The following is a 26,193-nucleotide window of genomic DNA, read 5'->3' as shown; positions in this document are numbered from 1 at the left end:
ATGGGCCAGAAGCCGACCAGCGTTCTGAATCAGCGACGAGCCAACTGGAGCGGCTTCGCTGTTTGCAATGTTCCTATGGAAGGCGATGGCAGATTGAAACACTGGGGCCGGTGGCCGTTCGCATTTCGACAGAAATCGCGAGCACTCATTGTCAATCAAGAAGCACCCAGAGCCGCGCGATCCTGCCGCCGGTGAACTCTGCAGCGTCAGCCCCGGTGACCGCTACCGGACCGCCGTCCGGTCCAGCATGCCAACGCAACAAGCCAAAACCATGATGACCGAGCGCGACGCCGTCGGGCTTAAAGGAAAAAGTCGGTCCAAACTGGTCGAGCAGCTTGCCCGCAACAGCGCTGATCGCCTCCCTGCCGAGAACATGACCGGATCATCGACGTAGAGTTCTGTTAGCGCGCGCGCTCGATGATCCGGATTTCTTTCGTTAAAGACGCGCTGGAGGTTGGATCGTAGCAGGAGATCATAATTGATATCTGACATGGCATTCCTAGTTCTTTGAGATGCTGTGACGTTCAATTTAGGCCGATAAGCCGCCATCGATGGCGAGCGTCGCGCCGGTGATGAAGCCTGCTTCGGGCTCGACCAGGAACGCAGCGGCCGCGGCTACCTCTTCGGGCGTGCCATAGCGTTTGAGAGCGAGGCGGGCCTTGAGCATGTCACCCAGGCTTCGGTCGGCGCCATGCCGGTGTCGATCGGACCGGGCTTAATTACATTGGCACGGATGCCGCGAGGGCCGAGGTCGCGCCGCCCAGCTGCGCGTGTAGGCTGCGACGGCCGCTTTGGTCGCGACATAGTCGGCGACGCCGGCGAACACGGTATGATGCATGGCGCCTGCCGTGCTGATCGACGCGATGCTGCCGCCGTCGCTCATCAGCGGTACGGCCGTCCGAACGACGTTCGCGACCGAGCGGAGGTTAATGTCGAACTGCCGATCTAGTGCTAAGATGCCCCGCCTTGGGTCGCTGATCGAGCCCGTAACGAACACGCCGGCAGAGTTGACGATGATGTCGAGGCCGCTGAGCGCCGCATGGGCTTCACTTACCATCGCCACGACCTCTTCCATCTCGGTATGATCGGCTCGTAGCGCTACGGCGCGGACGCGCTCCGATTCGGCAAGTCGGCGGACGGCTTCGGCCTCCGCATGTGACGAGGCGTAGCTGAACGCCACGTCGGCTCCCTCCTTGGCGCGGGGCTGCACGATAGCTGCTCCGATGCCGCGGGAGCCGCCGGTCACCAACGCCTTCTTGTTTGCTAACGAACGCATCACGATGTGCTCCTGGGTCGCGGTGCCAGCATCAGACGAGGCGCGAGCCGCCGTCGATGTTCAGAGTGGCTCCGTTCATGAAGCCGTTGGCCATCAGGAAAACGACCGCCGCGCCCGCTTCGTCCGGGGTACCCAACCGATGGAGCGGCAGCGTCTGCCGCAGCTGGGCGACTATGAATCGCGTCCGTCGCCCAATGCTTTTCCGAGCAGCGTCGTGTCGATCGGACCGGGCGAGAGGGTATTTACCCGACGCGGAGCAAGTTCCAGCGCCAGGCCACGCGCCAGCGACTCCATCGCCGACGAGGCTGCGGCGAGCACAGCCGTACCGTAGCCGTTGGGGCGATCGCCGAGTGCGCCTGAGATAAAGGTAATCGACGTGTTGGGGGCGAGACGTTCGCCCAAGGCCCGCAGGACGTGGACGGCAGCCCACACGCGCTCGTCGAACGCCCGATGCAGCCGAACGAGATCGGCTTCCAGCACCTTGCCAACAGCGAAGCTGCCGGCCAACAGCACCAGATGATCAACGTGTGCCACGTTCCTAAGGGCCGCATCGATCGTATCGGGGCGGGTCACGTCCGCACTCAGCCAACCGGCCAAACCGTGTTTGGCAGCGACCTGGGCGGCGCGCACTGGGTCCGATCCGAGCACGGTCACCTCGGCGCCGGCCGCTTTGGCCTGGATCGCGGCCGAGAGGCCGATGCCGGACGTACCGGCCACAATCAGGACCTTTTGGCCCTCGATTTGGCTTGGATGGGAATTGATTTGTCATCTGTCGAACTCCTTTAGGCACACGCGTGAATGCTCAGAGTTTCGATTTACGGGCACGGGACTGGATTGATAATTGTTCCCGATTTCGCTTTACTGATGCCATGGCGGCACAAATCGGTTTGGAGCGGCTGACGGGGCTGATCGCATTCGCGCGGGCCGCCTCGCTGGGCAGCTATACGGCGGCGGCGCGGGCGCTCGGTGTGTCGCCGTCGGCGGTGAGCAAGAGTGTTCAGCGGCTCGAGCAGCAGTTCGGCCTTTCGCTGTTCACCCGGACGACCCGGTCGCTCACGCTGACCCCGGAGGGGCGCGACCTCCATGAACGCGCAATGCGTCTGTTGCGTGAGGCGGAGGAGATCGAGCAGGCGGCGTTGGCGACACGCGCCGAGCCAAAGGGCACAATTAGGATCGCTGCACCCTTGCCGATTGGTGTCCACGTACTGGGACCTGCCCTACCGGGTCTGTGCGAGCAGTATCCGCAATTGCGGATCGACCTCAGGCTCGCAGATCGGTTCGTCGACGTCGCCGAAGAAGGTATAGACGTGGCTATCCGCGTTGGTGATCTTGCAGATACCCGTCTTCTCTCGAAAAAACTGGGACCGCATCGACTTTGCGCCTACGCTGCTCCATCCTATCTGGAGAAGCTCGGGACACCCCAACATCCGGACGAGCTCTCTGGTCATAGATGCGTCAACTTTCGCTTTCAGAGCTCGGGTCAATCGCTCCGATGGCCCTTTCTTATCAGTAGGGACATCGTGGAGTTCGTTCCTGATGCTGCTATCACGGTGGACACCAGCGATGGCGTGTCGGCGGTACTGATCGCAGGCGGTGGCATCGGCATCTCGGCGACCTACATAGCCGCTCCGCATGTCGCGCGAGGTGAACTGGTGCCCATACTCGAAGACTACGCGCTAGACCGTTCGTCGGTTACAGCCGTCTGGCCCGAAAGCCGGCGTCACAGCCCGAATGTGAAGGCAGTTCTCCATTTCCTTACTGAGCTTTGGCGATGATATCGGCGTCCCAAATCAGAGCATCGCACCCGTACTTCCAGCCGCTAACTGCTCGCACACAAAAGGACTTGGGGCTTCCGAGAGCCTATTAGCCATTGGCCTCCGAGCTTGTCGCTGACAGCAAATCAACCCGGCGAAGCCGCTGAGGGTCAAAACCGGTAAAGCTTACCCGAGGTAGATGTTTTTCCGCATGACCGTCAGCAGCCGACGTCGCTTTATGCGTACACGCCCCAGAAGAAAGTGAGACCCTCGGCATCTAGCCGCTTCCAAATGGAAGAACGGCAAACAATTACTTCTTCTTGCGATTCGGTCGGATCGGCTTGCGACCCTTAGGCAACGTCTTGGGCGTCGTCGCTCCTTTGGGAGGCTGAACAAAGAATTCCGATAATTGAACACCAAGCGTTTCCGCCAGGCGGTCGAGCAGGTCAATCGTCGGGTTCTCCGATTGCCGTTCAAGGCCGCCCATGTATGATCGATCGATCCCGGCATCGTATGCCAATTGCTCTTGCGGAATGCCGCGATCGACGCGGATCCGGCGAACATTCCAGGCCACAAGCGCACGAGCTTTCATGCGCAAAGGCAGCCATTTGGTCGCCCATCAAACCACTGGCTATAACCGATCTATTTCGATAGTTTAGCCCATAAGAGAGGCTAAGGCTTCGATGAACCGATGTATCATAAATGAATAGACCGCCAGTTGACCCCGAGGTTGCAGATGCGGCGCCGAATGAATCGGCGATGACGGCCTATGACGAACAGCATGTCGTCACGTACATTCGCCTTCTGCAGGCGGAGGGCGAGGGCGCGGACTGGCGCGAAGTGGCTCGAGTGGTCTTGCACATGGACCCAGAGCAAGAGCCGGACCGTGCGCGGAGCGCATATCAGAGTCATTTAGCGCGCGCCAAATGGGTGACTGAGCAGGGGCGTCTCTTGCGTGGCGCGAGCTGAAAATAGAAGAAAATCACCGACTGGCGACTTGCAGGCAGACGATTTTCTCCCGTTATCCGGTGGTCATTTTCGTGCACCACGTGGTGCCAAACTAGGGGCTTCCTACAACCGCTTCGTTCATACCTATTGCGCCGCAATCCTTGTTAGCTGCATGCAATGGGGCGGAAGAAATGCCTGAATTCGACTGGCGGTCGCCGGATTCCTACAAGAGCCTACAAGACGCCGAAATCACCGACATCGCCTGGGAATGTCTTCGCCGCAACGCGGACTATCGACGCGACTTTGAGGCGACGATCGCCAACAGTCCTGATGGCCAAGTGACACCAGAATTCAGGAGGAGGTGGGGCATCTGCTTTCGCCCATGACCCGCAGAGGTCCTTCGACGAGCAGACGATCGTTTGGGCACCTGAGGTTCTAGCGACGGTCGTTCCAGTGACGGTTGCCTCGGCTGCCGATCGCAGTTCGGCGTCTTTGCCATTGCTCGACCTTACAGCCGGTCAGGTGCGCCGTGCCGCCGATGGCTGGCACGCTGTGCTGCGTATCAGCGCCGTGGATCACCGTGTCTGGTCCAAAGAACCGCCGGTGCTCGGCGTGTCATACGCAGCCAAATTGCCGTTTGACGGCGATTTGGAAGCTCGCGCGTATGCAGCCCGACGGTTGTGGCGCGCAATGAATGGACGCGCGCCAGGTCCTGCATTTCACAAACTATCTAAACAGCGGCGCGAACGACTGAGCGCCGCGATCCGTGCGCTCGATGCTCGCAGCGCCGGCGGTAACTATCGCACGATCGCCGAAGCGCTGTTTGGAAAAAAGCGCATCCCTGAACGCGCCTGGAAGACGCACGATTTGCGCAATCGAACGGTCCGCCTGGTGAAAGGCGGCTTCGCGTTGGCTCGCGGAGGTTACCGCAAACTTCTGCGGCCCGGCCGCAGGGACGAATAACCTCTCGACCGAGGGGTATCGAAAATCATACCCTCAAAATTCGGCATCCCCCTCCGAGATCGCGCTTCTCCATGATGACCGCACACACGCCGACGCCGCCATGCGCGGTGCGCTGTCACCTTGGAGTTCTCAAATGTCCGATTCGACGGCCGGTTTACCTCCACGCTTCCTGCGGACACCGGAGGCTGCGCGTTACCTTGGCCTCTCCGGTCGCACGCTCGAGAAGCACCGCACGTATGGCACCGGGCCGACGTATCGGAAGATCGGCGGACGTGTCGTCTACGCCCTGGATGACCTGAAAGCATGGGCTGATCTCGGCGCCAAGACGTCGACGTCCGACCCCGGGAAAGGGACCGTGCTGCCGGCCAAGAAGCATCCGGTGCTGCGCCCGTATGCCGGCCAGGAACGTCGCTGACGTCAGCGTGAGAGCAGTGACCATGCGGCGCAAACAGCATTCCGAGCGCGACCAGCTGAAGCTCTTTCGAGCGCTGCCCGGCGATCTTGCACCGCGCGACGCGCAGGATCTGATGGCTTATCCTTTCTTCTCGCTAGCAAAAACAAAGCGCGTTATGCCGATGAATTTCCGTGCTGGAACGATAGCGATTCGTGTCGAAGCCGTGCCGGAACACGGCATGGCAACCATTTGGGATGCAGACGTTTTGATCTGGGCTGCATCCCAAATCGTCGAAGCGCGTGATGCCGGATTGAAGACGTCGCGCCTGATGGCTGCAACGCCGTACGAGATTTTGACGTTTGTCGGCCGCGGCACCAGCGCGCGTGACTATGACCGGCTGAAGGCCGGTCTCGACAGACTTCAGTCGACAACTGTGATGACGTCGATCCGTCAGCCGACAGAACGGCGACGACATCGCTTCTCCTGGATCAACGAGTGGAAGGAGACGGCCGATGCAAATGGCCGTCCATTTGGGATCGAGTTGATTCTGCCGGATTGGTTCTACGCGGGCGTAATCGATGACGCGCTCGTGCTGACGATCGATCGCGCCTATTTCGATCTTACGGGAGGACTTGAGCGCTGGCTTTATCGTCTTTTGCGCAAGCATGGCGACCGTCAGGACGGCGGCTGGAGTTTTGACCTTGTGCACCTGCATGCCAAGTCCGGCACCATCTCGCCGCTCAAGCACTTCGCTTACGACGTACGTCAGATCGTCCAGCGTCAGACATTGCCCGGCTATCAGCTCGTGCTCACACGCGATCCTAGCGGCTCCGAGCGGCTGAATTTCACGCCAACGCTTCTTGACCCCTTAACGGCACGCCTGCGCCGGCGCGGTCTCATTCCAAATTCGGAGGACAACCTGTGAATCAGCTCGTGCTATCGGGGACCGCAACCCTCGTGCTATCGGGGACCAAATCCTCGTGCTATCGGGGACCGGAATCGAGCTTAGGTGTTTGTTTCCCGGCGCTGTACAGCCGCTCTAACTTTACTAACATACTGACACTAACTTCTTGTTGTGAATCAGTACGTTGTGAACAAGTCGGCCGCGCGTGCAACGAGGATGCCTCATGCATCCACTCTCGCACGCGCAAAGCTTCGCTGCAATGCGATTCTTGTCGCCGCTGCACGCGCGCCAACGCGATCGCGCGCAAGTCTTCGCGATCACTGACGTCAACATCATCGCCTGATGCGCGTCACGTCCCTTTGGAGCCACGCGCTCGTCGAGGAGAACTCGCTAACATCCGTGGTTGGCACGACGGCCACCACAAGCCGGAATCTGGAGAATGGGCGGTCAGGCTAACCAGCGCCGTGCTTGATGGCTTCAATGGTCTGCATGAAGCCGCCGGCAAGAAAAGTTGCGATCTCACCCAAATCCCCGTCTCCTCGGGAGACGCTGCTCCGCCTTGGCGGAAGGAGAAGGCGCGCGTGGAAGCGGCCGGGTCGCGGAGGCCCCTACATCGCCGCAGCGACCCGGCCGCGCTTGCCGCCGGCGCCAAACCGGAACGTGGTGCCACTACTCCAGATCTTGTGCAGCAGCACGGCGAGCGCACGCGCCACGGCCGTCGCGGCGCGCTTCAGACCCTTCTTCCTGGCGAGCCGCAGGCCCCACAGCCGCAGCTTAAAGTTCTTCGGAATGCGCGTGAGAATCGCGATCGCGGCCTCATACAGCATCGCCCGCGTCAGCTCGTCACCGCATTTGGAGATGCCCCCGATCCGGTCGGTCTGTCCGGATTGGTGGCGCCGTGGCGTCAATCCAAAATGCGCGCCGACGTTGGTCGACTTCCTGAATCGGGCCGGATCGTCGACAGTTGCGGGGAATGTCAGCGCCACCAGCGCGCCGACACCGGGCACGGTCATCATCCGCCGCACTGCATTGTCGCTGCGCGCTGCCGCCAGCGCCAGGCGGTGCGGTTTTGCCAGCTGCAGCCGCATCGCCTTGCGAGCGTCCAACAATGGCGCCGCAATCGCTTCCAGCTGCTTCTTTCCGGCCACGATCTCGCGCACGCGCCCATCAAAACGGCCGACCGAGATCTCGCCGACCTTGAGGCCAAATGGGCGCAACAGGCCGCGGATCATATTCTCCATGTCGAGCACCTTGCCCAGCAACGCCTTGCGTCCGACCAGCAGCGCGCGCAGCGTTTGCGCGCCCTCCGACTTGACATGGACGGCCCGGAACCAGCCGGTCCGCATCATCTGGGAGATACCTTTGGCGTCGTTGCGATCGGTCTTGTTCAGCATCGCGTTCCGCGCCGCCTTGGCATGCCGGGTTTCGATGCAGATCACGGGGAGGCCCTTTTCGAAAAGCGCCGTGAACAGCCAGGCGCTGTACGAGAACGCTTCCAGCCCGACGCGCTTCAGGTGGATGCCCCATTCCGCCAAAAACAGCTCGATTGCGTCCGGATCGGTCTCGAGTTTTGCTTCCCGGACGACCTTGCCGTCGCCGTCCACCACGCAAATATTGGTCGCCTCCAGCGACACGTCGAGCCCTGCATAGAAGTCCATCATGCGCCTCCACCGCTGATCGCCGGCACGCACCGCGCGTTCCGTTCGCGAATCGTTGTGAAGCATTTTCGCAGCAGCACGGCTGGCGAGGGGGCACCGGTCAGTACCCTGGCTAACCAGAAATCCTTCGGATTTCTTTTAACGGATCAGACGATCGGCCGTATTGGAGGTGACTGTCGGCGGGGGGCCGTCAATCCTGCTCTCCGGCAGAAGCCGTGCCAGTTTGTCACCGCCCCCAAAGCTCACCGCACCCCGTTCCAGCATCAGAGAGCGGTGGCATGAGCGATCTCACCGAAGTGGAAGTGCTGTGGCTCGAGAAACGGATCGAAAACCGGATTCAGTTCGGCCGCATCGTCAAGGAACGGAAGCTCGATAGCCACCGGCGCGTCCTGTCATTTGCACCCGACAGCATCTTTGCCTTCGTCCGATGGACCTCCAATGACTTTGGAACCATCATTTCGCGGATCGACATCCTGCGTGCAGTCGCGCCGGGACGCCGCTGCTCGACCGTTCCTCATGTGACACCCGGCGGAGAGATTCTGCTGCGTCTGTCCGGCTGGCCGAAGGTCGAGCGCGTGCTGCAAATGATCGATGCCGTTGAGGCACTCGGCATCGATCCCGCTGATGTCGCGCCTGATCATTGGCATCACGTTCATAACCGTCTGTCCGTCAACGAAAACCCGCGTCCCTACACCAAGGCACGCTACCAGGCCTGGCTTCACCGTCAGAGGGTGATGCGATGATGGGCCGCCTGAAGACGCTGACCGTGACGTTTGGCGCCGCTGCTGCGCTCGTCGCGACGATCATGCTGGAGCCACTTCCGCTCTACATCTGGAATGCATCGGCAAGCGTGCCTATCGGTCTCTACCGTTTACGGCCGAGGATGCGCTTCGATGTCACCGAGCTGGTCGCCGTTCAGCCGCCGGAGCCGCTTGCGACCTTTCTCGACCTGAACGGCTATCTGCCGATCGGTCTCCCCATGCTCAAACGCGTCTTGGCGCTTCCCGGCCAAACGGTCTGCAGAAGTGGGCTCACGATTTCGGTCGACGACATCGCCGTGGGCGAGGCGAGGGATCGCGACAGACGCGGCCGGCCGCTGCCGAAGTGGCAGGGCTGCCGCGTGGTCGGAGACGGCGAGCTCTTTCTCATGAACTGGCAGTCTCACGACTCTCTTGATGGCCGATATTTTGGATTCTTGCCGGCGTCGGCAGTGATCGGCCGTGCGCTGCCCCTGTGGACGTGGGAGGAGTGATCGTGCGTGTTCCACGCTCTTACTCCGCCGTTCCTCTGTTCGATCGATCGCGGGACCATTCCTCCGTCCCGACCAACGCTTGCAGGGCCGACGCGCGCCGAGGCAGTCAAGGGCGGCCGCATGGCCGGCGCGAAGCGGCTTTCCCCTGGAGGGACGGGAGCACGACGGCATGCTTGGCTCGGTCGGGCGTGCGTGTTTGGGCTGTCGTGTCGCTGCTGCTTGTTTTCGCTGCGTCGGACAGTGCTGCTCTAGCCGAGAGTGGATTAGTGTTAGCTCAAGCGGTTGCTCAGGCAAGCAACCCGTTTGCAGCTTTCGTCGACGAAGCCTCGAAGCGTTTTGCAATTCCGGTGAACTGGATCGGTTCGGTCATCAACGTCGAAAGCGCTAGAGACGTGCACGCCAAGTCGCCCAAAGGCGCAATGGGCCTAATGCAGATCATGCCGGCGACTTGGGCGGAACTTCGCGAGCGCTACGATCTCGGGAACGACCCCTACGACCCGCGCGACAACATTCTGGCCGGCACGGCATATCTGCGCGAACTGCTCGACCGGTACGGCTCGCCTGGCGTGTTTGCCGCATACAACGCGGGACCATCTCGCTATGAAGAGCATCTCGCAGGCGGCTCTCTGCCAGAGGAGACGCGAGCCTACGTCGCGAAGCTTGCAAATCTACTTGGCATCGAATTGCCGCCGAGATGGACGTCCAGCGGACAGTCAGCAGCAGCTGCAACGCTATTCGTTACGCGATCCGGTCTTATGAAAACACGCGTTCGGTTGCCGGCGCACTTGCCGTCGGGCGGCGTCACAACTGCAATCTCTGCGCCCGATGTTTCGCCCATGGTCCCCCGGCCAATCGGCATGTTCGTCCCTCGATCGGATTCGGGAGCATCGCAATGACCAAGTGTGCGGGTTCGCAAGCTGATGGCGTATGGGCGATGCCTTCGGCCCGCGCTCTACTCGTCGCTTCGCTCCTCACCGAGCCACCCTCCGGGTGTCTCGGCCCTTCGGGTAACGATCGCTATCGCAAGCGCTCGGAAACAGTGTGGGCCTCGCAAGTTGGCTGCCAAGTCGCTGCTGCTCTTTCGCAATGAATCGGCCCCCAGGCGACGTTTTCGGGCAGGCGCTATTGGAGGATCCACTGCAATGACCCGAACTGCATTTTGTCGCAAATCGCCGCGAGTACCGAGAGTTTGCCTTGCAGGTTGGGCCCCGGGAATCCGCGACCAGGAGAACACGACGGCAGGACGGCTCTTCAAATCGGGCTTCGAGATAGCGGTGCACGGGGATAACGCGGCCGTGGCCGAATCCGGAGCCTGGTGCAACGACTTGGAAGGTCGTTGCCGAACAGGAGAGCTCCGATGAAACTCTATGTTGGATTGCTCGTCGGAGCGGTTGCCCGAGGGGCCTACGAAGCTCGGATACGTGAGCTGATCGAGCACTGCGATCCGATTTTTGTCATGCTGGACGCCGCCCCTCGGGGACGAGAGCGCCGGACTGCTTGGACAGCCCTGTTATGAACCTGATGAAGAGCATGCTGCGGCCTAAGTGCTGAACGCGAAGGAACGCATGGACCCCGCCTGGTGAATGCCACTGCAACGCGGTGTGGTGACGTTTGTGCGTCGTAGATGGAGGGAAGCAGCGATGCTTATTCTGCGAGGAGTCGATGAAAAGCCTAGGAAAAAGTTGACTTTGCCCGCCCGTATGCGTCCGGCCGCTGCACGTGGCGTCAGGTCTTGACATGATCAGCCGGCTTCCAGCTCCACGGCAGCAATTCGTCGAGACGGTTGACGGGATGTCCGTCGATCATCCTCTGCAGCACGTCACGCAGGTATGCGTAAGGTTCGACGTCGTTGAGCTTGCAGGTCGCAATCAACGAACAGACGACTGCCCAGCGCTGCCCACCGCCGTCGCTGCCGGCGAACAGATGGTTCTTGCGGCCGAGCGCGACGGGACGGATCGCGCGTTCGACGGGATTGGTGTCGAGCTCGACGCGGCCATCATGCAGGAATCGCGTCAATCCATGCCAGCGCGAGAGCGCATAGCGGATTGCTTCGGCGAGCGTGCTGCGACCCGACACGAGCCGGAGCTGCGCATCCAGCCAAACATTCAGAGCGTCAGCGATTGGCTTGGAGAACGTCCTGCGCTCAGCAAGCCGGTCAGCGGGCGATCGTCCGCGGATACGCGCTTCGATCGCGTAGAGTTCGCCGATCCGGCGCAAGGCGTGTGTTGCCACAGGCGACCCGGTGGCCTCGGCTACGTCGTAGAACTTGCGGCGAGAGTGGCTCCAGCACGCGGCGAGAGTGATCCCCTCCTTGTCGGCCAGCTGCTCGAAGCCAGCATATCCGTCGACATCCAGGATGCCCCTGAAGTCCGCAAGATGCGCGACGGGTCGCTCGGCTCGGCGATCCGGGGCGAACAAATAGATTGCGGCCGGAGGCTCGGGTCCACCCCATGGCCGCTGGTCACGGGCGTAGACCCAAAGCCGCGCCGTCTTGGTTCGTCCGCGACCGGGATCGAGCACGGGGATCGGCGTGTCGTCGGCAAACAGATGGTCGGACGCGAAGACGTTCTTGCACAGTCGTTCGTGCAGCGCCTCGAGCCACCAGCATGCGCCGCCGACCCAGCCGGCGAGCGTCGAACGACAGAGATCGACGCTGTGGCGGGCAAGGATCTGAGACTGTCGATAGAGCGGAAGGTGATCGCAGTACTTGCTTATCAACACGTGCGCAAGCAGCGCCGGCGTTGCAAGGCCGCCGGCTATCACCCGCTCCGGCGCGGGTGCCTGCATCACCCTGTCGCAGGCCCGACAGGCGTATTTGGGACGCGTGGTGCGCACGACACGAAGCTGAGCGGGCACCCAGTCCAGCATCTCGCTAACGCTTTCGCCAACCAGGTGAAGAGTGCCGCCGCAGCAGTTGCAGACCTCACTTTCGACATCGAGCCGAACGTCTTCGCGCGGCAGGTGATCCGGCAAAGCTCTGCGTCGCGCTTGCGCCGTCGGAGCTTCGGAGATGACCGCCGGCTGGCCTTCCTGAACGCGGGCAATGTCGCTGTCGATATCTTCCAGGCCGAGCGCGAACTGATCGGGATCAATGCGCTCGGAGCTGCGTCCGAACTGCATTCGCTGCAGCTGTTTGATGATCGATTTGAGGCGCTCGATCTCAGTATCGCGGTGGTCAATGGCAGCGGCAATGTCGCACACCAGACGCTGCAGAAGCTCAGGATCGCAAGGAAGATTGTTGAGATCGAGCTGCATGTCCGATGGTACTCGAAGATGCTGATTCGTAGAAGAATCGCTGCCCAGTTCAGCCCTGTTTTTTGCGCGCCATCTCTTTGTTCAGCCGGCAATCGCGGGCTTCCAAACGCGTTCCGGAACGCGCCAATCGATGCCCTCGATCAGCATCGCGAGCTGCGCCGGTGTGAGCGTAATCGAACCGTCATGGCCGGCCATCACGGGCCACACGAAGCCATCTTGGTCGATGCGTTTGGTGAACAGGCAAAGCCCGTTGCCGTCCCAGAACAGGATCTTCAACACCGATGCCTTCTTGCCGCGGAAGGCAAAGAGATGACCGCAGAACGGATCCTTCTTCAACACGTCCTGGACAAGCATCGCGAGCCCGTCCATGCCTTTACGCATGTCGGTGTAACCCAACGCCAGATGCACCTTCACGCCCGCAGGAACGAACATCATCGTGCAATCTCTCCGCTCTCGATCTGCGCTCGCACAGCATCCGGATCGCTACCAACTGGAGAAAAGACGCGACCTCCATCGGCAAGCTCAACGGCCACCATTCCCTCGGGCGAACGGACGAGGTTGCGCAAAACCCGCGTCTCGGCTGCGGTGTCGGCGAGCGCGACGCGGGCGAGTTTCGAGCGATTCGTTTGCCCAATTCCAAATTGCACGCGCCAGCGGAACAGCAGCCCAGTGACGATCCCGTGCTTGCGCGCGACGGCGGACACTTTGGCGCCGGGTTGCTCGGTTTCCCTTGCGATCGCCAGCTTCTCCTCGTCGCTGAAGAAGCGCCGGAGGGGTGCGGCGGGCGCCGCCAGATCGCCGATTTTCGCGGCTGTCAAGCGGCGTTGGGGAGCTGAGTTCCTGGCACTAGTGCTAACGGCCGGGCGGGCGGAGGGATGAAGATGCGCGCGCCAGTCGATTTCGACCTCGCCGGCGGCCAACCGGTCACGCCATTTGCGCAGCGCGTAGGGCGACAGGGACAGCGCCGCGGCATATTCGCGTACGCCCATGCCGCTCCAGTTCATCGCCTCGACGTGCATGGCCCAGAACGCCTGCATGGCGCGATTGCGCACGTCCGTGGTCACGCTAAAGCGTCGTCGCCGACGTCTTCGCAGCACGTTTTCTCGCTCTTCACGGCGCTGCTCCCGGCGCAATTCCGTCTGATATTCCGCGAGTTTCCGTGCGGTCTCCTCACCGACGAGCTGCTTCAGCCAACGCCGAAACGTATTCTCAGTGAGACGTTGCTGACGACAATATTTGCGGATCCCGAGACCGCTTCGGCGCCACGCTTCGATGTGCAGCGACCACCACTCGCGTCGAGCTTTGTTCTGGAAGTGTTTCGGTCCCACCGGAGAATCTCCACAGCAGCAGAGAACCCGAAATGGAACGACATGACACGAGGAGGAAGGTGTGCAGAGACCGGACGGTTACGACCACGACGGCAGGACGGCGAGATAAAAGGGGCTCGCCGGTCGAACCGCAAGCCATTGACATGGCTTGGGTTCCGGCGTGCCGGTCGGTCGGGGCGCGTGCCGCGCTTTGTGTTTTGTATAATGCAATCAAAGGCGACTTTGGCACCATATACGATTTTGATCGTTGGGAGGCCCTGCCGTGAGCGTGGGCGACAGCGATCTGCGTGTTCGGCCTGGGCGCATTCGAAGCACCCGCGCCGAAACAAAAGAGCTTCATCAACCAGGTACTGTGCGCTGCGAAGAAGGCCGGGCACTCCTCGCGTCAGGCTGCAGCCGGCAGGCGTTCGGCGGCCTACGGACGCTCGACGTTTGGCCGCGGCCGGCTCGCCTTTAGCCGCGCCAGATTGTTCAGCCCGACCCGGCGCGTCGTGGTGAAGGCGCGCGTGGTTCGTCACAAGGGACGAGCCTTTCGCTCAGCACCTCTGATGGCTCATCTCTCATATCTGAAGCGCGATGGCGTGACCCGAAGCGGCGAGCGAGCCGAGATGTTCGATACCGGCGGCGATCATGCTGACGCCGCGGCTTTCGCCCATCGGTGCAAGGATGACCGGCATCATTTCCGCTTCATCGTCTCGCCCGAGGATGCCGGCGACATGACCGACTTGAAGGCTTTCACTCGCGATCTCGCCAGGCAGATAGAGACCGATCTCGGCACGCGGCTCGACTGGGTGGCCGTCGATCACTGGAACACGGACAACCCTCACGTCCATCTTCTCCTTCGGGGAGTCGATGAGGAAGGGGTCGATCTCGTGATCTCCCGCGATTACATCAGTCGGGGCCTGCGTTCACGCGCCGAGGAACTGGTCGCCATCGAACTGGGCCCAAAACCGGAGCACGAGATCCGCAATTCGCTGGAGCGGGAAGTCACGGCAGACCGCTGGACACGGCTCGACCGGGAGATCCGGTTGGCGGCAGATGAGACGGGCTACATCGATCTTCGGCCGGAGAATCCCGGCAAGTCCGATCCCGCGATCAGGCGGCTGATGGTCGGCCGCCTTCAGCACTTGGAGAAAATGGGCATTGCCGCACCCGCCGCATCAGGGGAATGGATGGTCGGACTTGAGGCGGAGCGTAGCTTGCGCGACCTCGGCATGCGCGGCGACATCATCAAGACCATGCACCGCGCCTTTACCGACCGTGGGAACGCGCGCGGCGTGGCCGACTACGTCATCGAAGGTGGACAGCCGACCTCCCAGATCGTCGGAAGGCTGGTTGATCGGGGATTGCACGATGAGTTGACGGGCGAGGCCTACGCCCTGATCGACGGCACAGACGGGCGCGCGCACCACGTGCGCTTCCGTGGGATCGAGGCCTTCGAACATGCTCCACCAGTTGGCGGCATCGTCGAGGTCCGCCGCTTCGGTCAAGCCGGAGACCCGCGCCCCACCTTGATACTCGCTATCCGTTCCGATCTCGATCTTGGTGAACAGATCGCCGCAAAAGGAGCAACCTGGCTCGACCATCGGCTGGTCGAACGGGATCCGATTTCGCTCGCTCTGGGCGGATTCGGCCGCGAGACCCGCGACGCCATCGAAGCCCGCACCGAGCATCTGATCCAAGAGGGCCTGGCGCGGCGGCAGGGCCAGCGCATCATCCTGCAGCGCGACCTCCTTAACACGTTGCGCCGACGCGAACTGGACGAGGTGGCAGCAAAGGTCTCTGCCAGCGTCGGCCTGCCTCATGTGTACGCCGCCTCTGGCGAGCACGTGGCGGGAACGTATCGCCAGCGACTGACGCTCACCTCCGGGCGTTTTGCAATGATCGACAACGGTCTCGGCTTCCAGCTCGTGCCTTGGTCCCGCGAACTCGAAAAGAGGCTCGGCCAACACGTCACCGGCGTCATGAAGGACGGCGGCGGTATCGAATGGGGGTTTGGCCGCAAGCGCGACCTCGGCCTCTAACTTTCTCACCAAATTCAGTTGCGGAAGGGCGTTCGGGATGTCCGGAACCAAAATCCTCTGGGGACAGGTAATCGTCGTCGGTCTAATTGTTTTGCTCGCCATCTGGGGAGCAACCGAGTGGACAGCCTGGCGGTTGGCCTATCAGCCCGAGCTCGGGCATCCTTGGTTCGAACTGTTGGGCCTCAAAATTTACTACCCACCAGTCTTCTTCTGGTGGTGGTTCGTCTACGACGCTTATGCACCTCAGGTTTTTGTCGAGGGGGCTTTCATCGCGGCATCGGGCACGTTCGTTTCGATCGCAGCGGCGATCGGGATGTCGGTCTGGCGGGCGCGCGAGGCCGAGAACGTCGAGACCTATGGCTCGGCGCGCTGGGCTGGTGCGGAAGAGGTTCGAGGAGCCGGGCTGCTTGGTCCGGATGGTGTGGTGCTGGGGAGGCTCGACCATGACTACCTCCGCCATGACGGACCAGAGCACGTGTTGTGTTTTGCGCCCACTCGGTCGGGCAAAGGTGTTGGCCTCGTCGTGCCCTCGTTGCTTGCCTGGCCTGGGTCGGCCATTGTCCACGACATTAAGGGTGAGAACTGGCAACTGACCGCGGGATTCCGTTCGGTACATGGCCGCGTCCTGTTGTTCGATCCGACCAATCCAAAGTCGTCAGCCTACAATCCGCTTCTCGAGGTCCGGCGAGGTGAATGGGAGGTTCGCGACGTTCAGAACGTCGCCGACGTTCTGGTCGACCCCGAAGGCTCCCTCGACAAGCGGAACCATTGGGAGAAGACCAGTCATTCGCTCCTGGTCGGCGCTATCCTCCATGTCCTCTATGCCGAGGCGGACAAGACCTTGGCCGGCGTCGCCGCTTTTCTGTCCGACCCAAAGCGGCCGATCGAGGCGACGCTGAAGGCGATGATGACCACACCCCATCTCGGCGCCCAGGGCGCTCATCCAGTGGTCGCCTCGACCGCGCGTGAACTTCTCAACAAATCTGAGAATGAACGCTCCGGCGTCCTGTCCACGGCGATGTCGTTCCTGGGTCTATACCGCGATCCCGTCGTGGCCCGGGTGACCCGCTGCTGCGATTGGCGGATCGCGGATCTTATTGCAGATCGCCGTCCGGCGACGCTCTATCTCGTGGTGCCGCCGTCCGATATCTCGCGCACCAAGCCACTGATCCGCCTGGTGCTGAACCAGATCGGCCGGCGCCTGACCGAAGACTTGCAGGCCCGCGACCGCCGACATCGGGTCCTGATGATGCTCGACGAATTCCCGGCACTCGGGCGGCTCGACTTCTTCGAGTCGGCGCTCGCCTTCATGGCGGGCTACGGCATCAAGAGTTTCTTGATCGCGCAATCGCTCAATCAGATCGAGAAGGCCTATGGGCCCAACAACGCGATCCTCGACAACTGCCACGTCCGCGTCAGCTTCGCGACCAACGACGAGCGGACGGCCAAACGGGTATCCGACGCATTGGGAACGGCGACCGAGATGCGGGCGATGAAGAACTATGCCGGGCACAGGTTGAACCCTTGGTTGGGGCATCTCATGGTCTCGCGCCAGGAGACGGCAAGGCCGCTTCTGACCCCCGGCGAGGTCATGCAGCTTCCGCCGATGGATGAGATCGTCATGGTTGCGGGCACGCCACCGATCCGGGCGAAGAAGGTTCGCTACTACGAGGACCGACGGTTCACCGAACGGGTCCTGCCACCGCCTGATCCGGCGACATCCGGTCGATCGTCGCGAACGGATGGATGGTCGGCGTGCGGAATGCTGAAGCCGACGATGAGTCCGACCGGCCAAGCGGCGCAGGCCGAGGAAGACGCGGCGAACAGTGGTCTTCGTCGCGAGCCTGAACTCCCCGATCACGTCGCGATCGTCAAGGAGACGACCGAACCGACGCCGGCTGAGGAATTTTCTGTCGTTCTTGACGACGACGAGGATGCGGTCCGCCAGTCCCGGCTCATACGCCAACAAATGCGCGGCGTTGCCCGTCAAGTTGCGCTTGATCCAAACGACGGCATGGAGCTCTGAGGCGTTATGCGCGACCGGATGAACGTGTATTTCCCACCAGAGCTTCTGAAGCAGATCTCGGATCTGGCCGATCGCAAGAAGCTTTCCCGGTCTGCGATCGTGGAGGCGGCAGTCGTGTCATTTCTGTCGCCGGACGGAGCGGACAGGCAGGAAGCAGCATTTGCCCGTCGGCTGGACCGGATGTCGCGTCAGATGCAAAGGCTGGAGCGTGACGTCGGCTTGACAGCAGAGACCTTGGCCCTCTTCATCCGCTTCTGGCTGACGATTACACCACCGTTACCCAACGATGCGCAGGCGGCTGCGCAGGCAAAGGGTAGGGAACGCTTTGAAGGATTTGTTGAGGCGCTCGGGCGTCGTTTGCAAAAGGGGCAGAGCTTTTTGCGCGAAATTCCTGAAGATATCCGCCGTCAGGAACCGGCCGACGAAGCCTAACAGAGCGTCCTGGGACGCTACCGCGCTGATTCTTCTTTTTCCACGCCAACGTACGACCGCAGCAACTTTGCCGAACTGACAAAAGCTGGCCGCGCTATCGGCTCGAACGAGCTGAGAGCGAAAGAGGGCCAGCATGCAAATCTCAATAGCATGGCGTCGAATTGCGTGCGTTTTTCTCCCCTTTGCCGCTGGATACTATCTTTCGTATCTGTTTCGAACGATCAACGCCTTGATCGGGGGTCATGTCAACTCGGATATCCGGCTTGGGACCGCCGACCTCGGGTTACTTACGTCAGTGTACTTCCTTGTTTTCGCAGTGGCTCAGATCCCCGTCGGGATATTGTTGGACCGCTTTGGTCCGCGTCGTGTCCAGAGTGCACTGCTTTTGGTCGCCGCGGCCGGCGCCGGACTATTCGCGGCATCGACAGGCTTCCTCTCACTTTTGATCGCGCGGGCAATGATCGGGCTTGGCGTGGCAGCGGCGCTGACGGCTGGACTGAAGTCCATCATCCTTTGGTTTCCCAAAGAACGAGTGGCCCTGATGAACGGCTACATGATCATGCTGGGGTCACTAGGGGCGGTGACCGCCACGGCTCCCGCCGAGCACCTGCTTGCCTGGATGGGCTGGCGACAGCTATTTGAAATCCTGGCGGTTGCGACCAGTGCCACGGCAGTCCTCATCTATGTTGTGGTTCCTGAGCGAGCCATTGTCCCATCGACAGCGTCAATGCCGGCAACCCTCAGCTCCGTTTTCGGCGACAGGCGTTTCTGGCGCATTGCGCCGTTGTCGGCGACTTGTGTTGGGTCGGCCTGGTCTCTGCAGGGATTGTGGGCAGCGCCGTGGCTGACAGATGTAGAGGGGCTTGATCGCGCAAGTCTTGTCAGACGGCTTTTCATGATGTCGGTCGCGCTTTGCGGCGGTGCCTGGTTGTTCGGTATGACGGTCCATTACATCAAACGAAGAGGAATCGGAGCGGAGACAATACTGGCGATGGTTGCAGTGTTGTTTATCGCAGCCGAGTTAGCCTTGATCCTGCGAGCGCCTTCGCCGTCCATCTTGCCCTGGTCGGTCGTCGCAATCGTCGGAACGGCAACCGTGGTCAGCTTCGCGGTAATAGCAGATTACTTTCCGCCGGAGCTTGCTGGTCGTGCCAATGGCGCCTTGAACGTCTTGCATTTTGGTTGGGCTTTTTTGGCACAATACACGACAGGCCTGGTCCTGGAGCAATGGCCAACGAACGATGGCCATAGGCCCGTCCAAGCCTATCAAGTCGCGTTCGGTCTCAACGTAGCACTGCAGATCGCGGCGTTGACTTGGTTCGCGCTACCTTGGTGCCGATCCTTCGCTTCATGGGTGAGTTCAATTCCTTTCTTCATGCCGGCTGATGTTTCCTACGCTCCCGAGTCAGTTGGGTTGTATGAGGATTCGATCATCCTCCTGCCCGCGGATGACGATGCGGAGTGGTGAACAGCCACTCCCAGCGAACAGATACGCGGTTCTCAGTCTTCCTTTTTCTACGCCAGCCTACGATCATCAAAGGCGCTTGTTGCGCCAAGTGCATTGGTGCCTCTTCTAATGATCCCCATCTGAGGACCCGCTTTGGACGTCCTCATCCGATGGGGGCGAACGGTGGCAATCCATTCCTTTCAATCAGAGGCAAATTCGCGTGGCGCGCGAATGCTGCGCAGCGCGCTTGGTGCCGCGATTGCCGGCTACCTCGAAGATGAAGCGATCATCGAGGTGATGCTCAACCCGGATGGACGGCTGTGGATCGACCGGTTGTCGAGTGGCCTCGTTGACACTGGCGAAACTCTGTCCGCGGCGGACGGCGAGCGCATCGTTCGCCTGGTGGCGCACCACGTAGGCGCCGAGGTGCACGCGGGCGCGCCACGTGTCTCGGCCGAACTGCCCGGGACCGGCGAGCGCTTCGAAGGTCTGTTACCCCCGGTCGTTGCAGCTCCCGCTTTCGCCATCCGAAAGCCCGCAGTCGCCGTGTTCACACTCGACGATTACGTTGCTAAGGGGATCATGACCTCGGAACAGGCCGAGATCCTGAAGAACGCAGTCGCCACACGCAAGAACATCCTCGTCGCCGGTGGGACATCGACCGGCAAGACAACATTGACGAATGCGCTCTTGGCCGAGGTGGCCAAGACCTCTGATCGGGTCGTGCTGATCGAGGATACACGTGAACTCCAGTGCAAGGCGCCCAATCTCGTAGCGTTGCGGACCAAAGACGGTGTGGCCACGCTGTCGGACCTTGTCCGCTCCTCGCTGCGACTGCGCCCTGATCGCATTCCGGTTGGCGAGGTCCGCGGCGCGGAGGCGCTCGATCTGCTCAAGGCCTGGGGCACCGGTCACCCCGGCGGCATCGGGACGATTCATGCTGGCACCGCGCTCGGCGCGCTGCGGCGGCTCGAGCAACTCATCCAGGAAGCCGTCATCACGGTTCCACGTGCGCTGATTGCCGAGACCATCAACCTCATCGCCGTTCTTGCGGGCCGCGGCGCCGACCGCCGCCTCGCCGAGCTCGCAGCGGTCTCAGGGCTCGGGCCCGCTGGCGATTACAGCCTTTCATCAGCAGGAGACTGACATGCGTCAGCAATTTGGTTTTCTCCGCGGTACCGCATCGCTGGTTGTCTCCGGTACCGTTCTTCTGGCTACGGCGCCAGCATGGGCGGCCGGGTCGAACATGCCTTGGGAGCAGCCGCTCAATCAGATCCTTCAGTCGGTTGAGGGACCTGTCGCCAAGATCATTGCCGTCATCATCATCGTCGTGACCGGACTCACGCTCGCGTTCGGAGATTCGTCCGGTGGTTTCCGCCGGCTGATCCAGATCGTGTTCGGGCTGTCGATCGCGTTTGCCGCCTCGAGCTTCTTCCTATCGTTCTTCTCCTTCGGCGGCGGCGTGGTGATCTGATGGATGACCAGGTCACCGGCTTTTTCGCTCCCGTCCATCGGTCTCTCACTGAACCGATCCTTATAGGCGGTGCCCCGCGGTCGGTCGCGATTGTCAACGGCACGCTTGCGGCCGCCCTTGGACTTGGATTGCGGCTGTGGTTCGCGGGCCTTGTCCTCTGGTTCATCGGCCACATGGCCGCCGTCTGGGCCGCCAAGCGCGATGCTGCCTTTGTCGATGTGATGCGCCGACACCTGCGCATTCCCGGTCATCTCAACGTCTGAGCGCTTGGTCATGATGAACCTTGCCGAATACCGCCATTCGAACGCCCGCCTCGCCGACTTCCTGCCTTGGGCGGCCCTGGTCGACGAGGGGATCATCCTGAACAAGGATGGCTCGTTCCAACGGACGGCCAAATTCCGGGGGCCCGACCTTGATAGCGCGGTACCGGCTGAACTTGTCGGCGTCGCCGGTCGTCTGAACAACGCCTTGCGGCGGCTGGGATCAGGATGGGCCGTGTTCGTTGAGGCGCAGCGTCATTTTGCGGGTGCCTACCCGCCGAACACCTTTCCGGATGTCGCATCGGCATTGGTCGACGCCGAGCGCAGAGCCCAGTTCGAGGAGGCCGGAGCCCACTATGAGTCCAGCTATTTCCTGACCGTCCTCTATCTGCCACCGGAGGAGGGAGCGGCCAAGGCAGAGCGATTGCTCTATGAGGGCCGCGATCGCGCCGTTGGAGCCGATGCTCGTGAGGTACTTCGCGGGTTTATCGATCAAACTAGCCGCGTACTCGGGCTCCTTGAAGGGTTCATGCCAGACTGCGCCTGGCTCGATGATCAGGACACGCTGACCTACCTGCACTCGACGATCTCGACCAAGCGTCATCGGGTTAGGGTGCCTGAAATTCCCATGTACATCGACGCCCTGTTGGCCGACCAGCCACTTACCGGCGGGCTTGAGCCGATGTTGGGTTCTGCCAATATTCGGGTCCTGACGATTGTCGGCTTTCCAGGCGCGACGACCCCCGGGATCTTGGACGAGCTGAACCGCCTGCCGTTCTCGTATCGTTGGTCGACCCGGGCGATCATGCTCGACAAGACCGATGCCACCAAGCTGCTGACCAAGATTCGCCGGCAGTGGTTCGCCAAGAGAAAATCCATTGGCGCTATTCTCAAGGAGGTCATGACCAACGAGGCGTCGACGCTTCTCGACACCGACGCCCATAACAAGGCGATAGACGCCGACGCGGCGCTACAGGAACTGGGTTCAGACCAGATCGGACAAGCCTTTGTCACGGCGACCATCACCGTGTGGGACGGCGATCCCAATGCAGCCGATGAAAAGCTCCGGCTGGTCGAAAAGGTTATTCAGGGGCGCGATTTCACCTGCATGATCGAGACGGTGAACGCCGTTGAAGCCTGGCTCGGCAGTCTGCCAGGGCACGTCTACGCCAACGTGCGGCAGCCCCCCGTTTCAACGCTCAACCTCGCCCACATGATCCCGATGTCAGCCGTGTGGGCGGGTGAGGCGAGGGACCTGCACTTCAAGGGGCCGCCTCTTCTCTTCGGCAAGACCGAGGGCTCGACACCGTTCCGGTTCTCCCTCCATGTCGGCGATGTCGGTCATACCCTCGTGGTGGGGCCGACCGGCGCAGGCAAATCGGTGTTGCTGGCGCTGATGGCGCTGCAGTTCCGGCGCTACCCAAATGCTCAGGTCTTTGCGTTCGATTTTGGCGGTTCGATCCGAGCGGCCGCGCTCGCCATGGGCGGTGACTGGCATGATCTCGGCGGCGCATTGTCTGACGGGGGCGACCAGCCCGTTGCGTTGCAGCCGCTGGCCTGGATCGATGATCCTTCCGAGCGCGGATGGGCCACGGAATGGATCGGCGCGATCCTGGCACGGGAAAAGATCGAGATCACCCCGGAGGTCAAGGATCATCTGTGGTCGGCGCTGACGTCTCTAGCCTCGGCGCCGATGCAGGAACGCACCCTGACGGGTCTGTCGGTTTTGCTGCAATCGAACTCCCTGAAACGTGCCTTGCAACCCTACTGCCTTGGTGGTCCTTCCGGACGTCTGCTTGATGCCGAATTCGAGCGCCTTGGCGAGTCATCGGTCCAGGCCTTTGAGACCGAAGGGTTGATCGGAACGAGCGCGGCCCCGGCCGTGCTGGCCTACCTCTTTCATCGAATCGGGGACCGTCTCGATGGTCGGCCCACACTTCTCATAGTCGACGAGGGCTGGCTTGCCCTTGACGACGAAGATTTTGCTGGCCAACTCCGAGAGTGGCTGAAGACGCTTCGCAAGAAAAATGCGTCCGTTATCTTCGCCACCCAATCGCTTTCCGACATCGATGGCTCCGCGATCGCGCCGGCGATCATCGAAAGCTGTCCAACGCGTCTGTTGCTGCCGAACGAACGGGCGATCGAGCCGCAGATCACTGCCATCTATCGCCGCTTTGGCCTTAATGACCGCCAGATCGAGCTTCTGAGCCGGGCAACGCCGAAGCGCGACTACTACTGCCAGTCCCGCCGTGGCAACCGGATGTTCGAACTGGGTCTTGGCGAGATTGCGCTCGCCTTCACCGCAGCCTCTTCCAAGACCGACCAGGCTGCCATCGCGCAGCTCCTCGCCGAACATGGGCCGGACGGCTTCGTACCGGCCTGGCTCCAGCACCGTGGCGTCGCCTGGGCCACCGACCTGATCCCCAATCTCGCAAATCTGGAGAAATCACTATGAGGCGTCTTGCCCTATTGGCGACCGCTGGCACCGTCGCGCTGGTGCTTGGCGTCGCGGTACCTGCACGGGCGCTGATCGTCTTCGATCCCAACAACTACGTCCAGAACGTCCTGACAGCCGCGCGGGAGCTCCAGCAGATCAACAACCAGATCACCTCGTTACAGAACGAGGCACAGATGCTGATCAATCAGGCCAGGAATCTGGCAAACCTGCCGTATTCGTCGCTGCAGCAACTGCAATCATCGATCCAACGGACCCAGCAATTGCTGGTCCAGGCACAGCGCATCGCCTACGACGTCCAGCAGATCGATCGCGCGTTCTCGACCACCTATGCGCCGGTCACCGGCAGACAATCCAACCAGGTTTTGATCACCAACGCTCAATCGCGGTGGCAGAATTCTGTCGCTGCTTTGCAGGATTCACTCCGTGTCCAGGCCGGCATCGTTGGCAACCTTGACACCAATCGCATCCAGACCTCAGCTCTCGTAACATCAAGTCAGGGTGCCAGTGGCGCCCTGCAGGCAACTCAGGCCGGCAACCAGATCCTTGCGCTTCAAGCGCAACAACTTGCCGATCTCACGGCGGCCGTGGCGGCGCAGGGCAGGGCGCAGAGCCTTGAAGCAGCTCAGCGCGCCTCGGCCCAGGATCAGGGGCGAGAACAGCTCAAGCGGTTCCTGACCCCCGGGCAGGGCTATCAGTCCCAAGACGTGCGGATGTTCCACTGATGACCGGTATAAGAGCGTTCAAGGCGTTGTCGCTGCTTACGACAATCGGCGTATTCGCTGTCGCTGCCTGCACGATTCAGCTTCGTGGTGGAGAGGAATCTCCGCCACCGCCCAAAGCAGAGCACACGACAGGTGCAACGGGCTCAGACCTCGCACGCTGCCGCAGCGTCGCTCCGGAGGACGCGGCGGGCTATCAACGTTGCAAGCGGGTTTGGGACGAAAACCGGCGTCGATTCTTTGGCAAGAAAGACGGTCCAGCGGTTCCCGGCCACGATGATTCCGCCGCAAGCTTGGTACCCGCCCCAAAGGATCAGAGCCGGATGCCGCAGGGGTATCCGCCCATGGTGACACCTGACGCGAGCAAGCCATGACCGGCACCGGAATCATCGACCAGTTCCTGGAAACGTTCACGCGCTATATCGACAACGGCTTCGGGCTGCTGGGTAGCGATGTCGGATATCTCGCAACGACCCTTGCGACGATCGACATCACACTCGCCGCGTTGTTCTGGAGTTGGGGGCCGGACGAGGACATCATCGCGCGCCTCGTTAAGAAGACGCTCTTCGTCGGCGTCTTTGCTTACCTCATCGGCAACTGGAATAGCCTGGCGCGCATCGTCTTCGAAAGCTTTGCCGGTCTTGGGCTAAAAGCTTCCGGTGCAAGCCTCTCCGCATCGGATTTCCTGCGACCGGGAAAGATCGCCCAAGTCGGGCTCGACGCCGGCAGGCCGCTTCTCGATTCGATCTCGAACCTGATGGGCTACATCAGTTTCTTCGAGAATTTCGTCCAGATCGTCGTTCTCTTGTTCGCCTGGGTCGTGGTGCTGCTCGCCTTCTTCATTCTGGCGATCCAGCTCTTCGTGACTTTGATCGAGTTCAAGCTCACGACGCTAGCGGGCTTCGTGCTCATTCCGTTTGGCTTGTTTGGCAAGACCGCCTTTGCGGCAGAGCGGGTCTTAGGCAACGTCATATCCTCTGGAGTCAAGGTTCTGGTCCTGGCGGTCATCGTCGGCATTGGATCGACCCTGTTCTCGCAGTTCACCGCAGGTTTCGGCGGCGAACAGCCGACCATTGAAGACGCGATGACGCTGGTGCTCGCGGCGCTCTCGTTGCTAGGCCTCGGTATCTTCGGTCCGGGTATCGCAAACGGCCTTGTCTCCGGCGGACCGCAACTCGGCGCGGGCGCCGCGATTGGAACAGGCCTTGCTGCCGGCGGTGTTGTTGCGGCCGGTGCGGGCCTCGCCGCTGGCGGCGCTGGTCTCGCCGGCGGCGCGATTGCGGGGACCACGCGCGGTGGCGGCGCCGTCTTGAGCGGAGCGACCGCTGCCTATCGAAGTGGTGGCCTTGCTGGCGTTGCGGAGGCCGGTGGCTCGGCTGCGATGAGCCCTTTGCGGCGCAATGCAGCTGCGTTCGGCAGACGTGGAGAAACCAGCGAGCAAGCAACGAGCACCTCGGCTGAAGGTCAGCCCGATTGGGCACGGCGCATGAAGCGTTCCGAAACCATTCGGCATGGTGCCTCAGTAGCCGGGCACGCGGTCCGCTCAGGCGATCATGGCGGCAGCGGCTCCTCGGTCGATTTGTCGGAAGGAGAGCGCTGACGCGTGGCTAATGCGCTTTCG

Annotated in this window: 26 protein-coding genes and 2 pseudogenes; 21 read left to right on the top strand and 7 right to left on the bottom strand. The window is 61.6% G+C overall.

Going from position 1 to position 26,193, the window contains the following annotated elements; genetic code table 11:
• Positions 1 to 148: 148 nt before the first annotated feature.
• Positions 149 to 394: a hypothetical protein gene (locus NLM25_RS44205; protein WP_309143637.1), complete on the top strand. Its 246-nt coding sequence runs from the start codon at positions 149 to 151 to the stop codon at positions 392 to 394.
• A 135-nt stretch (positions 395 to 529) separates the two neighbouring features.
• Here NLM25_RS44205 and NLM25_RS37750 read toward each other — a convergent pair.
• Both NLM25_RS37750 and NLM25_RS37745 read right to left on the bottom strand, forming a co-directional pair.
• Positions 530 to 1,276 (bottom strand): annotated as a pseudogene (locus NLM25_RS37750) (SDR family NAD(P)-dependent oxidoreductase).
• 171 nt (positions 1,277 to 1,447) lie between these two features.
• Positions 1,448 to 1,993, bottom strand: coding sequence for an SDR family oxidoreductase (locus NLM25_RS37745; protein ID WP_254140269.1), 546 nt, complete (start codon positions 1,991 to 1,993; stop codon positions 1,448 to 1,450).
• 152 nt (positions 1,994 to 2,145) lie between these two features.
• On the opposite strand from NLM25_RS37745, the gene NLM25_RS37740 reads away from it, so the two are divergent.
• A complete protein-coding gene (locus tag NLM25_RS37740) occupies positions 2,146 to 3,051 on the top strand; it encodes a LysR family transcriptional regulator (RefSeq protein WP_254123012.1) in 906 nt (301 codons plus the stop codon).
• Positions 3,052 to 3,340: 289 nt separating this feature from the next.
• Here NLM25_RS37740 and NLM25_RS37735 read toward each other — a convergent pair whose 3' ends face one another.
• The gene (locus tag NLM25_RS37735; protein WP_254123011.1) at positions 3,341 to 3,622 is read right to left on the bottom strand and encodes a helix-turn-helix domain-containing protein; all 282 of its coding nucleotides are present in this window, start codon (positions 3,620 to 3,622) and stop codon (positions 3,341 to 3,343) included.
• A gap of 110 nt (positions 3,623 to 3,732) precedes the next feature.
• On the opposite strand from NLM25_RS37735, the gene NLM25_RS37730 reads away from it, so the two are divergent.
• From NLM25_RS37730 to NLM25_RS37710, 5 genes are all read left to right on the top strand, one after another.
• On the top strand, positions 3,733 to 3,999 hold the full coding sequence (locus NLM25_RS37730) for a DUF2285 domain-containing protein (protein ID WP_254123010.1): 267 nt from the start codon (positions 3,733 to 3,735) through the stop codon (positions 3,997 to 3,999).
• Between the two features lie 170 nt (positions 4,000 to 4,169).
• Positions 4,170 to 4,364, top strand: coding sequence for a transcriptional regulator domain-containing protein (locus NLM25_RS37725; RefSeq protein ID WP_254140268.1), 195 nt, complete (start codon positions 4,170 to 4,172; stop codon positions 4,362 to 4,364).
• Positions 4,365 to 4,431: 67 nt separating this feature from the next.
• Positions 4,432 to 4,941: a DUF2285 domain-containing protein gene (locus tag NLM25_RS37720; RefSeq protein WP_254123008.1), complete on the top strand. Its 510-nt coding sequence runs from the start codon at positions 4,432 to 4,434 to the stop codon at positions 4,939 to 4,941.
• Between the two features lie 133 nt (positions 4,942 to 5,074).
• Entirely contained in the window at positions 5,075 to 5,356 is a 282-nt protein-coding gene (locus tag NLM25_RS37715) for an AlpA family transcriptional regulator (protein ID WP_254123007.1), read from the top strand.
• Positions 5,357 to 5,378: 22 nt separating this feature from the next.
• On the top strand, positions 5,379 to 6,260 hold the full coding sequence (locus NLM25_RS37710) for a replication initiator protein A (RefSeq protein ID WP_254140267.1): 882 nt from the start codon (positions 5,379 to 5,381) through the stop codon (positions 6,258 to 6,260).
• 587 nt (positions 6,261 to 6,847) lie between these two features.
• On the opposite strand, the gene NLM25_RS37705 is transcribed toward NLM25_RS37710, so the two are convergent.
• Positions 6,848 to 7,897, bottom strand: a complete 1,050-nt coding sequence (locus NLM25_RS37705; RefSeq protein ID WP_254141330.1) for an IS110 family transposase — start codon at positions 7,895 to 7,897, stop codon at positions 6,848 to 6,850.
• A 278-nt stretch (positions 7,898 to 8,175) separates the two neighbouring features.
• On the opposite strand from NLM25_RS37705, the gene NLM25_RS37700 reads away from it, so the two are divergent.
• From NLM25_RS37700 to NLM25_RS37690, 3 genes are all read left to right on the top strand, one after another.
• Positions 8,176 to 8,640, top strand: coding sequence for a DUF2840 domain-containing protein (locus tag NLM25_RS37700; protein ID WP_254140266.1), 465 nt, complete (start codon positions 8,176 to 8,178; stop codon positions 8,638 to 8,640).
• The gene (locus NLM25_RS37695) at positions 8,637 to 9,149 is read left to right on the top strand and encodes a S26 family signal peptidase (RefSeq protein ID WP_254140265.1); all 513 of its coding nucleotides are present in this window, start codon (positions 8,637 to 8,639) and stop codon (positions 9,147 to 9,149) included. The genes NLM25_RS37700 and NLM25_RS37695 overlap by 4 nt, the downstream gene beginning before the upstream one ends.
• A 266-nt stretch (positions 9,150 to 9,415) precedes the next feature.
• Positions 9,416 to 10,045, top strand: a complete 630-nt coding sequence (locus NLM25_RS37690) for a lytic transglycosylase domain-containing protein (RefSeq protein WP_309143636.1) — start codon at positions 9,416 to 9,418, stop codon at positions 10,043 to 10,045.
• 829 nt (positions 10,046 to 10,874) lie between these two features.
• Here NLM25_RS37690 and NLM25_RS37685 read toward each other — a convergent pair.
• From NLM25_RS37685 to NLM25_RS37675, 3 genes are all read right to left on the bottom strand, one after another.
• Positions 10,875 to 12,404 (bottom strand): IS66 family transposase, encoded by a 1,530-nt coding sequence (locus NLM25_RS37685; protein ID WP_254140263.1) that lies wholly within the window; start codon positions 12,402 to 12,404, stop codon positions 10,875 to 10,877.
• A gap of 81 nt (positions 12,405 to 12,485) precedes the next feature.
• The gene (gene tnpB, locus NLM25_RS37680) at positions 12,486 to 12,839 is read right to left on the bottom strand and encodes an IS66 family insertion sequence element accessory protein TnpB (protein ID WP_254140262.1); all 354 of its coding nucleotides are present in this window, start codon (positions 12,837 to 12,839) and stop codon (positions 12,486 to 12,488) included.
• Positions 12,836 to 13,732: a transposase gene (locus NLM25_RS37675; RefSeq protein WP_254122999.1), complete on the bottom strand. Its 897-nt coding sequence runs from the start codon at positions 13,730 to 13,732 to the stop codon at positions 12,836 to 12,838. The genes tnpB and NLM25_RS37675 overlap by 4 nt, the downstream gene beginning before the upstream one ends.
• Positions 13,733 to 13,994: 262 nt before the next feature.
• Here NLM25_RS37675 and NLM25_RS37670 point away from each other — a divergent pair.
• The 11 genes and pseudogenes from NLM25_RS37670 to trbL all read left to right on the top strand — a co-directional run bounded on the left by NLM25_RS37670 (position 13,995) and on the right by trbL (position 26,172).
• A pseudogene (locus tag NLM25_RS37670) lies at positions 13,995 to 15,756 on the top strand (relaxase/mobilization nuclease domain-containing protein).
• A gap of 37 nt (positions 15,757 to 15,793) precedes the next feature.
• Positions 15,794 to 17,782 (top strand): conjugal transfer protein TraG, encoded by a 1,989-nt coding sequence (locus NLM25_RS37665; RefSeq protein WP_254122997.1) that lies wholly within the window; start codon positions 15,794 to 15,796, stop codon positions 17,780 to 17,782.
• A gap of 6 nt (positions 17,783 to 17,788) precedes the next feature.
• Positions 17,789 to 18,214: a CopG family transcriptional regulator gene (locus tag NLM25_RS37660; protein ID WP_254122996.1), complete on the top strand. Its 426-nt coding sequence runs from the start codon at positions 17,789 to 17,791 to the stop codon at positions 18,212 to 18,214.
• 133 nt (positions 18,215 to 18,347) lie between these two features.
• Positions 18,348 to 19,682 (top strand): nitrate/nitrite transporter, encoded by a 1,335-nt coding sequence (locus tag NLM25_RS37655; protein ID WP_254122995.1) that lies wholly within the window; start codon positions 18,348 to 18,350, stop codon positions 19,680 to 19,682.
• Positions 19,683 to 19,892: 210 nt separating this feature from the next.
• Positions 19,893 to 20,807 (top strand): P-type conjugative transfer ATPase TrbB, encoded by a 915-nt coding sequence (trbB, locus tag NLM25_RS37650; RefSeq protein WP_254140261.1) that lies wholly within the window; start codon positions 19,893 to 19,895, stop codon positions 20,805 to 20,807.
• Position 20,808: 1 nt separating this feature from the next.
• On the top strand, positions 20,809 to 21,135 hold the full coding sequence (locus NLM25_RS37645; protein ID WP_254122993.1) for a TrbC/VirB2 family protein: 327 nt from the start codon (positions 20,809 to 20,811) through the stop codon (positions 21,133 to 21,135).
• Positions 21,135 to 21,398: a VirB3 family type IV secretion system protein gene (locus tag NLM25_RS37640; protein WP_254140260.1), complete on the top strand. Its 264-nt coding sequence runs from the start codon at positions 21,135 to 21,137 to the stop codon at positions 21,396 to 21,398. The genes NLM25_RS37645 and NLM25_RS37640 overlap by 1 nt, the downstream gene beginning before the upstream one ends.
• Positions 21,399 to 21,408: 10 nt before the next feature.
• Positions 21,409 to 23,850 (top strand): conjugal transfer protein TrbE, encoded by a 2,442-nt coding sequence (gene trbE, locus NLM25_RS37635; RefSeq protein ID WP_254140259.1) that lies wholly within the window; start codon positions 21,409 to 21,411, stop codon positions 23,848 to 23,850.
• Positions 23,847 to 24,575 carry a P-type conjugative transfer protein TrbJ gene (gene trbJ, locus NLM25_RS37630; protein ID WP_254140258.1) on the top strand — a complete coding sequence of 243 codons (729 nt, stop codon included), beginning with the start codon at positions 23,847 to 23,849 and terminating at the stop codon, positions 24,573 to 24,575. The genes trbE and trbJ overlap by 4 nt, the downstream gene beginning before the upstream one ends.
• Positions 24,575 to 24,946, top strand: coding sequence for a putative entry exclusion protein TrbK-alt (gene trbK-alt, locus NLM25_RS37625; protein WP_254140257.1), 372 nt, complete (start codon positions 24,575 to 24,577; stop codon positions 24,944 to 24,946). Before trbJ ends, trbK-alt begins: the two co-directional genes overlap by 1 nt.
• On the top strand, positions 24,943 to 26,172 hold the full coding sequence (gene trbL / locus NLM25_RS37620; protein WP_254140256.1) for a P-type conjugative transfer protein TrbL: 1,230 nt from the start codon (positions 24,943 to 24,945) through the stop codon (positions 26,170 to 26,172). Before trbK-alt ends, trbL begins: the two co-directional genes overlap by 4 nt.
• Positions 26,173 to 26,193: the final 21 nt, after the last annotated feature.

Source organism: Bradyrhizobium sp. CCGB01, assembly GCF_024199795.1.
GTDB lineage: Bacteria > Pseudomonadota > Alphaproteobacteria > Rhizobiales > Xanthobacteraceae > Bradyrhizobium.
Note: the sequence above shows the minus strand (reverse complement) of the source record. Positions and strands in the feature narration are given on the sequence as shown.